The sequence below is a fragment of the Streptomyces sp. NPDC059900 genome, assembly GCF_050270335.1.
GTDB lineage: Bacteria > Actinomycetota > Actinomycetes > Streptomycetales > Streptomycetaceae > Streptomyces.
Window position 1 is genome coordinate 1 of record NZ_JBNNJZ010000266.1, and the last position, 10,967, is coordinate 10,967.

Consider the following 10,967-nt stretch of genomic DNA (forward strand, 5'->3'; position numbering starts at 1 on the left):
GGGTTGTGGGCCGCGTCGTACTGCGGGTCGTACGCGGTGTCGTGGGAGCGGTAGGAGGGCGGTTCGGAGTCGTACGCCGTGGTGTGGGTGTCGTACGAGGTGTCGTACACGGCGGTGTCGTACGGGACGTGTGGGGCCTCGGCCGGGGGAGGCGGGGACGGGGCCGGCCAGCGGGGCGCGGGGTCGGTGCTCTGCACGACCTGTGTGGGCTGGTCGGTGGAGGCCAGGACCCGGTAGGCCGCGGCGATGCCGACCACCGGAGGGTCGGGCGCCGGGTCGGGGGCCCGGCCGGGAGCGGCGGCCGTGCCGGGCAGCGGGGACCGGGCGGTGTCCCGGCGGGCGGGCTCCCTGCCGCCCGCCCTGCCTTCGGGTTCGAGGAGTGCCAGGATCCGGGCGGCCACCTTCCGCTTGATCGGCAGCGGGGCCGCGCGCAGCGCGACCGCACCCGCGACGGCGACCAGGCACAGGCAGTACATGACGAGCACCCACGGCTTGGGCGCGCGCCCCGCGTACAGGCCGTGGACCAGCGCCGAACACCAGGCGGGGTAGGCGAGCATGTGCAGCGCCCGCCAGCGCGACGCGACCTGGGCCGGTGACGCGAAGGCGCTGCGCAGGGCGCCGGTGACGCCCGTGACCACCATCAGGAGCCCGGCGAGCGAGCCGAGGCCGATGAGGCCGTCGCTGCCCGAGAAGCCGAGCCCGAAGGGGATGAAGGCGCCGACCGGCGACACGTGGTCCAGCGCGAGTTTGACGGTGACGTGCAGGAGCAGGAATCCGATGGAGGCGACGGCGGTGGCCCGGTGCACGGCCTGGGCGAGCAGTCGCTGACGGGAGTGCAGGAAGAGGCGGTCCGTGGCGACCAGGCCCCAGACGACGGCGGCGGTCAGGGAGACCAGGGACAGGACGCCGGTGGTGAAGTCGAGGGCGGCGCGGAAGGCGTCGCTCCCGAGGACGACTATCAGCGGTATCAGCAGCAGTACGGCGGTGGTCAGGACTCCGCGCGTGGCTCTGCTCGGTTCGGGGAAGGCTGCGAACGTACGGCTCTTGCGGTCGGTGCGGGCGGAGCTGTCGGTGCGGCTCTTGCGATGAGGATTCAGAGGGTTCATGGGGGCGACTCCGAAATGGCTCGATCGCCGCATGCTAAGTGGCCGCATACCAGTGAGTACGAGGTTTGAGTTATTGCGTTGTTATCTAAACGCGACTCGATCTTGGTGTTGCCCCGATAGCGGTCGGTACGCGGAGTAACCCTTGGCCAAAGGTGGGGTTCCGGTCCTCCGGTGAGCCGGGGGTGGTGCGGTGGAACCTCGTCGCGGGCCGCACGAGCGCTGCGGTACCCTGACGCCATGCGTGCCGTACGCCTTCTGCTTAGCGGGCCGCGCTGATCAGTCCCGACCGCCGGAAAATCGCGGTCGGCATCGGCGCGGCGTCCCCTCCTGTGTGAGGGGCTTTTTCATTTGGCCGGGACGGTCATTTCCGCAGGCAGAGACGATCGATGGAGCTTTGAGGATCATGAGCGAGACGAATTCTGCTGCCGCCTCCGAGGTGGCCGCACCGCACCGCTACACGGCCGCCCTGGCCGCCGAGATCGAGGCACGCTGGCAGGACTTCTGGGACGCCGACGGCACGTACGAGGCGCCCAACCCGAGCGGTGACCTGGCGGCGGACGACGAGGCGGAGGCCGCGCTGGTCGCCAAGCCCAAGCAGTTCATCATGGACATGTTCCCCTACCCCTCCGGCGCCGGCCTGCACGTCGGCCACCCGCTGGGGTACATCGCCACGGACGTCTACGCCCGCTTCCAGCGCATGACGGGCCACAACGTCCTGCACACCCTGGGCTTCGACGCCTTCGGCCTGCCCGCCGAGCAGTACGCCGTCCAGACGGGCACCCACCCGCGGGCCTCCACCGAGGCCAACATGGAGAACATGAAGTCGCAGCTGCGGGCCCTGGGCCTGGGCCACGACAAGCGCCGCTCCTTCGCGACGATCGACCCGGACTACTACAAGTGGACCCAGTGGATCTTCGTCCAGATCTTCAACTCCTGGTACGACGCCGACGCGCAGCGGGCCCGCCCGATCGCCGACCTGGTCGCGCAGTTCGACAGCGGTGAGCGTGCCGTACCGGGCACCACGCGCGCGTGGAGCGAGCTGGACGCCTCGGAGCGCGCGGAGGTCCTGGGCGAGTACCGCCTGGCGTACGCCTCCGACGCCCCCGTCAACTGGTGCCCCGGCCTGGGCACCGTCCTGGCCAACGAGGAGGTCACCGCGGACGGCCGGTCCGAGCGCGGCAACTTCCCCGTCTTCAAGGCCAAGCTGCGCCAGTGGAACATGCGCATCACCGCGTACGCCGACCGCCTGCTGGACGACCTGGACGGCCTGGACTGGCCCGAGGCCATCAAGCTGCAGCAGCGCAACTGGATCGGCCGCTCCGAAGGCGCGCGCGTCGACTTCCCCGCCGGTTCCGAGGGCGATGCGATCACCGTCTTCACCACCCGCCAGGACACCTTGTTCGGCGCCACCTACATGGTCCTGGCGCCCGAGCACGAGCTGGTCGAGAAGCTGATCCCGGACGCCTGGCCCGAGGGCACCCACGAGACGTGGACCGGCGGGCACGCCACGCCTGCCGAGGCCGTCGCCAAGTACCGCGCGTTCGCCGCCTCCAAGTCCGACGTCGAGCGCCAGGCCGACGCCAAGGAGAAGACCGGCGTCTTCACCGGCGTCTACGCGACCAACCCGGTCAGCGGCGAGCAGGTCCCCGTCTTCATCGCCGACTACGTCCTGATGGGCTACGGCACCGGCGCGATCATGGCCGTCCCGGCCCACGACAGCCGCGACTTCGCCTTCGCGCGGGCCTTCAACCTGCCCATGCGGTGCGTGGTCGAGCCGTCCGACGACCGCGGCACCGACACGTCGACGTGGGACGACGCCTTCTCCTCCTACGAGGCGAAGCTGGTCAACTCCGCCAACCCGGAGATCTCGCTGGACGGCCTGGACGTCGCAGGCGCCAAGGCACGCATCACCGGCTGGCTGGCCACCCGCGGCATCGGCGAGGGCACCGTCAACTTCCGGCTGCGCGACTGGCTGTTCAGCCGTCAGCGCTACTGGGGCGAGCCCTTCCCGATCGTCTACGACGAGGACGGCGTCGCCCACTCGCTGCCCGAGTCGATGCTGCCCCTGGAGCTGCCGGAGGTCGACGACTACTCCCCGCGTACCTTCGACCCGGACGACGCGCAGACCTCTCCGGAGACGCCGCTGTCCCGCAACGAGGACTGGGTCAACGTCACCCTGGACCTGGGCGACGGCCCCAAGCAGTACCGCCGCGAGACCAACACGATGCCCAACTGGGCCGGTTCCTGCTGGTACGAGCTGCGCTACGTGGACCCGCACAACGACCAGAAGCTGGTCGACCCGGCCATCGAGCAGTACTGGATGGGCCCGCGCGAAGGCCAGCCGACCGGCGGCGTCGACCTGTACGTGGGCGGCGCCGAGCACGCCGTGCTGCACCTGCTGTACGCCCGCTTCTGGTCGAAGATCCTGTTCGACCTGGGGCACATCTCGTCCAGCGAGCCGTTCCACAAGCTGTTCAACCAGGGCATGATCCAGGCCTATGTCTACCGCGACAGCCGTGGCTTCCCGGTGCAGGCCACCGAGGTCGAGGAGCGCGACGGCCAGTACTTCTTCGAGGGCGAGCCGGTCAAGCGCGAGCTGGGCAAGATGGGCAAGTCCCTGAAGAACGCGGTCACTCCGGACGAGATCTGCGAGGAGTACGGCGCCGACACCCTGCGTCTGTACGAGATGGCGATGGGCCCGCTGGACGTCTCGCGCCCGTGGGACACGCGCGCGGTGGTCGGCCAGTACCGCCTGCTGCAGCGCATGTGGCGGCTGATCGTCGACGAGTCGACCGGTGAGGTCACGGTCGCCGACGTCGCGGAGTCCGACATCGCCGAGGGCACGCTGCGCGCCCTGCACAAGGCGATCGACGGTGTGCGCCAGGACCTGGACGGCATGCGGTTCAACACCGGTATCGCCAAGATCACCGAGCTGAACAACTATCTGACCAAGGAGGGCGGCACGCTGCCCCGCTCGGTCGCCGAGCGCCTGGTGCTGCTGATCGCCCCGCTGGCCCCGCACGTCGGCGAGGAGCTGTGGCGCAAGCTGGGCCACACCGACTCGGTCGTCCACCAGGACTTCCCCGCGGCCGACCCGGCGTACGTCGTGGACGAGACCGTGACCTGCGTCGTGCAGATCAAGGGCAAGGTCAGGGCGCGCCTGGAGGTGTCCCCGTCGATCTCGGACGAGGAGCTGGAGAAGGTGGCCCTGGGCGACGAGAGGGTCCTGGCGGCGCTGGACGGCGCCGGGATCCGCAAGGTCATCGTGCGGGCGCCGAAGCTGGTGAACATCGTCCCGGCCTAGGGGTACGCAAGGGGCATGAGGGTAGTCCCCTACGGGCAGGTTGGGGGTTCCGTCGGAACCCTCGGCCTGCCCTTTGCGTTTACCGTTGAAGAGTCGGTGCGGAACCCGCCGCAGGACCTGAGAGGAGCGTCATGGAAGCCGTGGGCGTGATCGTGGCGCTGCTTGTCGTGCTGTTTCTGGTCTTTGGTGTGTACATGACGGTGAAGGCGGTCGGTGCCGCCAAGCGGAGCGTGGACCGCACGATCTCGCAGGCACGCCGGTCGGTGGAGGACACGACGCTTCGCGCGAAGAGCTTCGCCCAGGTGGGTCCGGCCGCCGAACTGGCCCAGCTGCGGCTCTCGTTGCGCACGTCGATGCGGTCCACGCAGGACGCCCTCCAGACGGGCGTGGTCGAGGACGCCTCGCTGAAGGAGTCCCTGGGGCTCTTCGAGCGGCTCAGCGCGCACGGGCACGAGCTGGACGAAGAGCTGCGGCGCCTTGAGCGGGACCCCGACAGGACGGCTCTGGCCGAGCGGCTGCCCGCCCTGCGGGAGCGCACGGCGCAGATCACGAAGTCGGCGGACTCCCTGCGGTGGGTGGTGCGGGACCGGGCCCACCGTTTCGCCGACGACGACCTGGAGTCGCTGAGCTCCCAGATCGACCTGGAGACCGGCGCGCTGCGGCACTGGACGAAGGAGCCCGCGCCCACGCAGACCCCCGCCGCGTGGCCCGAGCCCGAGCCGGCGGCGGACGCGGGCCAGGTGGAGCAGACGTGGACGGAGCCGTCGCGGCAGCCGGGACGGCCGGAACAGGCGAAGCCGTCCGCGCCGGAAGAGGAGCGGCCCGCCATCACGCCGCCGGCGTCGCGCCCCTCGTACCCCTGGGAGAAGCAGGCCAGGCCCGAGAGCACGACGTGAGCGCGCGAACCACTCGCCGGGTGAGATGGCACGGCCGGGAGCGCGGCTGGCAGAGTGGTCGGCACGGGGCCGGGCTGCCGTCGTACGCTCCAGGCAGGTAATCTCCACCGCATGTCCCGTCATGTCGCGATCGTCACCGATTCAACGGCCTATCTGCCGCAGCGGACGATGGAACGGCACGGCATCACGTCGGTACCCCTGACTGTGGTCCTCGGCGACCAGGCGCTCGAAGAGGGTACGGAGATCTCCGCCCGCTCCCTGGCCCTCGCGCTCCAGAAGCGGCGCTCCGTGACCACCTCGCGGCCGAGTCCGGAAGTCTTCGCGCAGACCTATCGCGAGGTCGCCGAGTCGGGCGCGACGGCCATCGTCTCGCTGCATCTGTCCGCCGAGTTCTCGGGCACGTACGACGCGGCGGTCCTCGCCGCGAAGGACGCTCCGGTGCCGGTGCGGGTCGTGGACACCGGGATGGTGGCGATGGCCCTGGGCTTCTGCGCGCTCGCCGCCGCGGAGGCGGCCGAGGCGGGCGGCTCGGCGGACGAGGCGGTGACCGCGGCGGAGAAGCGGGCCGCGAACACGTCCGCGTACTTCTACGTCGACACGCTGGACTATCTCCGCCGGGGCGGCCGGATCGGCGCCGCGCAGGCACTGTTGGGCTCGGCGCTCGCCGTGAAGCCGCTGCTTCAACTCGACGGCGGGCGCATCGAGATGCTGGAGAAGGTGCGGACGGCGTCCAAGGCGATCGCCCGCCTCGAGGAGATCGTGGTCGAGCGGGCCGGGGCGGACCGCGTCGACATCGCGGTGCACCATCTGGCGGCGCCCGACCGTGCGTCGACCCTCGCGGACCGGCTCAGGGACCGGGTGCCAGGCCTCGCGGAGCTGCATGTCAGCGAGGTCGGAGCGGTGATCGGGGCGCATACGGGGCCCGGGCTGCTGGGGGCCGTGGTCTCGCCCCGGTGAGGTTGGCTCTTCTCCGAGGGCGCCTGCTTCTAACTCTTCCGGGTGGCGGGGTTATCCACAACTGCCCGGCAGTCCACGGGAATTGACCAAGATCAACAAGTTTTCGCCGCGGTGTCTAGCGTCGTCGGCATGACACTTCGATCTCTTTCACGGACACCTGCGGCGACGAGCGGACCGGGGCGCGGCCCGGCGTCCGACGGTCGCTTCTCTGATAGCCGCGCCTCCGACGGTCGCGTCTCCGACGGGCGTCAGCGGTATCGCCGCGCGCACAGGCGGGCCGCCAGGCGCAGCCATGCTTCGGGGGAGGCGCGGGAGCGGGCGCTGGCGTTGCGGCAGCGGGCGGAGTCGCTCTTCGCCGAGCCCGTACGGGCAGAGGGCGGAGGGGAGTTGAGATCGGGGGCGCCGCCGGATGCCGGGGGAGTGCGGGATGGGCTTCCGCAGCCTCGGACCGAAGCCCCGGAGCAGCGGCCGGTGCGGTCCGGCGCAGACGGCGGGGAGCAGGCGGTGCCGCCGGTGCGGGGGCGGGCGGGGCTTGCGGTGCGGGAGCGGTTGCCGTTGTGGCTGCAGACGCGGTGCGGACTCGAGAGGCGGAGCCTGGTCGCCCTCGTGGTGGTCATCGCCCTTGCCGGGGTCTTCGCCGCCCAGCATTTCTGGGCGGGGCGGACGCAGCCGGTGCGGGCGCCTGACGTGGTCGGTGCGGCGCCAGGGCGGGGCGCGGAGCCGTCTGCGTCACCCGGAGCCGCGCCTTCTCCGGCAGGCGGCGGCCGGTCGGCGGGCGGTGCGGGCGGCGTGCCCGGTGCGGGCGGTGGTGAGGTCGTCGTCGACGTCAGCGGGAAGGTCCGCAGCCCGGGGATGCAGCGGCTGCCCGCGGGGTCCCGGGTGGCCGACGCGCTGAAGGCCGCGGGCGGAGTCCGCCCCGGCGCGGACACGGCGGGCCTCAACCGGGCCCGCCTGCTCATCGACGGCGAACAGGTGGCCGTGGGCGCCCCGGCGGCGCCTCCGGCAGGTCCGGCAGGTCCGGCGGCGCCTGGCGCGGGGGCGGCCGCCGGGTCGCCGGGAGCGAGCCCGGCCGCGCCGGTCGCCCTCAATACGGCCACCGCCGAGCAACTCGACGAACTGCCGGGTGTGGGACCCGTGCTGGCCCAGCACATCATCGACTACCGCACGGAGCACGGCGGTTTCCGCTCGGTGGACGAACTGCGCGAGGTCAATGGAATCGGCGACAAGCGCTATGCCGACCTGCAGAATCTTGTGCGGCCATGAGGCGGCGGAGCCGGACGGCCACGGGGGCGGAGGGAGCCGTCGGCTCGACGCCACCGGCTGCCTCCGCCTCGGCCCCCGCCGCTGACGGCGCGTCGGGACATCGGCTCGGGGATGCCCACCCTCGCCAGGAGGGCCCGCCGGACCTACGCCTCGTACCGCCCGCCCTGGCGGCATGGGGAGCGGCGGCACTGGCCCTGGACGCCCCGCCCCGATGGGTGATCGCAGCCGTGGCGGTCTGCGTGGCGGCGGCCGGCGCCCTGCTGGTGACGTGGACGGTGCGGGGGCGGGTGACGGGGGAGGGGGCGCGGAGTGTCCGGGGGAGGGAGTTCCCGGACGGGCGGCTCCCGGACCGCCGGGCCCCGGCCCCATGGCTTCGGGGCTCGCGGCGGCTCCCGGATGCGCAGGCTTCGGTCCGGCGGCTTCCCTATGCGCAGGCCCCGGACCGGCAACTCCCGGACCTGCGTTCCCCGGGCTCGCAGTTACCAGACCCACGCCTCCCGGATCCACGCCTTCCGGACCCACGCCTCCCGGATCGGCGGCAGGTCTGGTGGCGGGTTTTGGTGGTGGGTGTCCTGGTGTGTGGCGGGGCGGGGGGTGGGGTGGCTGCGTTGCACGGGGCCGATCTGTACCGGGGGCCGGTTCCGGGGCTTGCGCGGCAGTACGCCGACGCGGAGGTCGACGTGGAGGTCACCTCTGATCCCCGGCTCACCCGGCCCCGCGTCACGGGAGCTCACGCCGTGCCGCCCTCCGTGATGCTGGACGTGGAGATCGTCCGGGTCAGGACGGCAGGCGGCGAGACCTCCGTGACCCGTACCCCGGCCCTCCTCTTTGCCGGGGATGCCGCCGGTCCCTGGTCCAGGGGCCGGTGGCTCGCGCTCCTGCCGTCGACCAGGCTCCGCGTCCGGGCGGACCTCGCACCACCCCTGCCGCAGAGTGACCGCATTGCCGCGGTGGTCCGAGTGGCCGGGGAGCGGCCGCCGAGGGTGATCGAGGCGCCGTCAGGGCCGCAGCGCCTGGCGGGGCGGTTGCGCGGCGGGCTGCGGGAGGCCACGGAGGGGCTGCCGCCCGACGCCAGGGCGCTGTTGCCCGGTCTGGTCGTCGGGGACACATCTCGCGTGCCGCCCGATCTTGACGAGGCCTTCAGGGCGACCGACCTGACGCACCTGCTCGCCGTGAGCGGGGCCAATCTCACGATCGTCCTCGCCCTGCTCATCGGTCCGCCCGGCCTTGCGCAACGCGCGGAGCGGCGGGGTATCGCACCGCGGCTCGGAATCCCGCTGCGGGCGACCGCGCTGGCCGGCGGGGCCCTCACCCTGGGCTTCGTCATCGTCTGCCGACCTGATCCGAGCGTGCTGCGGGCCGCCGCCTGCGGTCTTGTCGCGCTGCTCGCCCTCGGCACCGGAAGACGCCGGTCGCTGATCCCGGCCCTGGCGGCGGCCGTGCTGCTGCTCGTCCTGTACGACCCGTGGCTGGCCCGCAGCCCCGGCTTCCTGCTCTCCGTACTCGCCACCGGCGCCCTGCTCACCCTCGCTCCGAGGTGGAGCACCGCTCTGCAAAGACGCGGGGTCCGTCCGCGCCTGGCCGAGGCGCTGGCCGCCGCGGCTGCCGCGCAGGCGGTGTGCGCGCCCGTCGTCGCCGTCATGGCGGCACGGGTGAGCCTGGTGGCGGTGCCCTGCAACCTCCTCGCGGAGGTGGCCGTCGCGCCCGCCACGGTCCTCGGCTTCGCCACGCTCGCGACGGCCCCCCTCGCGATGCCGGTGGCCAAGGTCTTGGCCTGGTGCGCGAGTTGGCCGGTCGGGTGGATCGCGGACATCGCCCGCACGGGCGCGGCCCTGCCCGGCAGTGGGATGGACTGGCCCGGCGGCTGGCGCGGAGGTCTGCTGCTCGCCCTCGCCACGGTCGGCGTGGTGCTGGTCGGCCGCAGGCTCCTCAGACACCCCTTGCTCAGCGCGGCCTGCGCCCTGCTGCTCCTCCTCGCGGTCGTGCAGCCGCCGCCCCTCACCCGGGTGATCGCGGGGTGGCCGCCGCCGGGGTGGCGGTTCGCGATGTGTGACGTGGGCCAGGGGGACGCCACCGTGCTCGCCGCCGGTGACGGGGCGGGAGTGGTCGTCGACGCGGGGCCCGACCCGGTGCTCGTGGACCGCTGTCTGCGCTCGCTCGGCGTGATGCGTGTACCGCTCGTCCTGCTCACCCACTTCCACGCGGACCATGTGGCGGGACTGCCGGGCGTGCTGCGGGGGCGTTCGGTCGGTGCGATCCAGACGACCGGGTACGAGGAGCCGCCCGAACAGGCGCGGTTCGTGCGTGAGCAGGCAGCCGCCCACCGGATTCCGGTGAGCCGTGCCGTGGCGGGGGAGCGGCGCCGCGCGGGCGGCGGTGTCCTGGACTGGCAGGTGCTCTGGCCGGGGGCGCAAGGACCGGGCCCGGCATCGGCTCCCGACGGCCCGAACGACGCCAGCGTCACCCTGCTCGTCCGCGCCGCGGGGATGACCCTGCTGCTGCTCGGCGATCTCGAACCGCCCGCCCAGCGGGCCCTCGCCCGCACACCGGCAGTGGCCGCGCTGCCACCCGTGGACGTCCTCAAGGTCGCCCACCACGGCTCGGCCTACCAGGACCCCGGCCTCCTGCGGCGGACCGCGCCACGCCTCGCCCTCATCTCCTGCGGCAGGGACAACTCATACGGACACCCGGCACCCCGCACGGTCGCGGCGTTGCGGGCCGGGGGAGCGGAGGTGGTGCGGACGGACACGAGCGGTGCGATCGCGGTCATCGGACCGCCCGGCGGACCGGCGGCCGGCCCGCCGGACGGCACTGCGCCGCCCCTACGGGTGGCGACCCGCCCGCCCTAGGCGGCAGGGGCCCCGGACACGCCGAGCCGGACGGGTCCGGCTGAGCCGAGTCGGACGGGTCCGGACGAGCCGAACCCGACAAGTCGAGGGCGACGTTCCGTCAAAACACCCCTCGCGGTCATCAATTCGGTTACTCGCGACACTTCAAGCACTAGCACTGCATTCCAGCAAAGTGGGTTCGTGTTGCATCGAATGCCGCAACGGTGATCGAATGCACCTTCGGGACAGGAGTTGTCAAGGTGCGCGGGGGTGTGTCGCATATGTTCGGCCGTTGGCTGAGGGACCGTACGGACCGTGCCGGTCGGACGGACCGAGCCGGTGGACCAGGACCGGCCGCCCGGCCGGTCCGGGCAGGGCGGGCCGGAGGGCCGCTGTCCGCCGTGGCGGTTCCGCCCAGCGCGGGAGTGCTCAGCTGCCGGGTGCTCGACCCAGTCAATGAACCCGTGCGGCATGCGGAGTTCACGGTCAGTGATGCCATGGGGCGCAAGGTGGTCGGCGGAGGCCTTGATCCGTTCGGCTCGTTCGTCGCGACCGTGCCGGCCGGGGACTACCGGCTGGCGGTCTCGGCCGAGGGGTTCACCCCGTACCGGGC

General features: G+C 72.5%; 7 protein-coding genes. 6 read left to right on the top strand and 1 reads right to left on the bottom strand.

All coding sequences use genetic code 11. The features are described 5' to 3' along the window. On the bottom strand, positions 1-1,106 hold a 1,106-nt coding region (locus tag ACQKIP_RS28040), incomplete at its 3' end, for a cytochrome b/b6 domain-containing protein (protein WP_427744451.1). A gap of 403 nt (positions 1,107-1,509) precedes the next feature. Between ACQKIP_RS28040 and leuS the strand changes: the two genes are divergently transcribed. The 6 genes from leuS to ACQKIP_RS28070 all read left to right on the top strand — a co-directional run. Then, positions 1,510-4,410 carry a leucine--tRNA ligase gene (gene leuS, locus ACQKIP_RS28045; protein ID WP_365857852.1) on the top strand — a complete coding sequence of 967 codons (2,901 nt, stop codon included), beginning with the start codon at positions 1,510-1,512 and terminating at the stop codon, positions 4,408-4,410. A gap of 131 nt (positions 4,411-4,541) precedes the next feature. Beyond that, a complete protein-coding gene (locus ACQKIP_RS28050) occupies positions 4,542-5,306 on the top strand; it encodes a hypothetical protein (protein ID WP_365857854.1) in 765 nt (254 codons plus the stop codon). Between the two features lie 111 nt (positions 5,307-5,417). Further along, positions 5,418-6,263 carry a DegV family protein gene (locus ACQKIP_RS28055; RefSeq protein WP_365857856.1) on the top strand — a complete coding sequence of 282 codons (846 nt, stop codon included), beginning with the start codon at positions 5,418-5,420 and terminating at the stop codon, positions 6,261-6,263. Between the two features lie 129 nt (positions 6,264-6,392). Then, positions 6,393-7,526 carry a ComEA family DNA-binding protein gene (locus ACQKIP_RS28060; RefSeq protein WP_365857858.1) on the top strand — a complete coding sequence of 378 codons (1,134 nt, stop codon included), beginning with the start codon at positions 6,393-6,395 and terminating at the stop codon, positions 7,524-7,526. A 164-nt stretch (positions 7,527-7,690) separates the two neighbouring features. Then, a complete protein-coding gene (locus ACQKIP_RS28065) occupies positions 7,691-10,375 on the top strand; it encodes a ComEC/Rec2 family competence protein (protein ID WP_365858035.1) in 2,685 nt (894 codons plus the stop codon). Positions 10,376-10,635: 260 nt separating this feature from the next. Next, positions 10,636-10,967, top strand: a 332-nt coding sequence (locus ACQKIP_RS28070; protein ID WP_427744454.1) for a carboxypeptidase-like regulatory domain-containing protein, incomplete at its 3' end; no start/stop codon positions are given.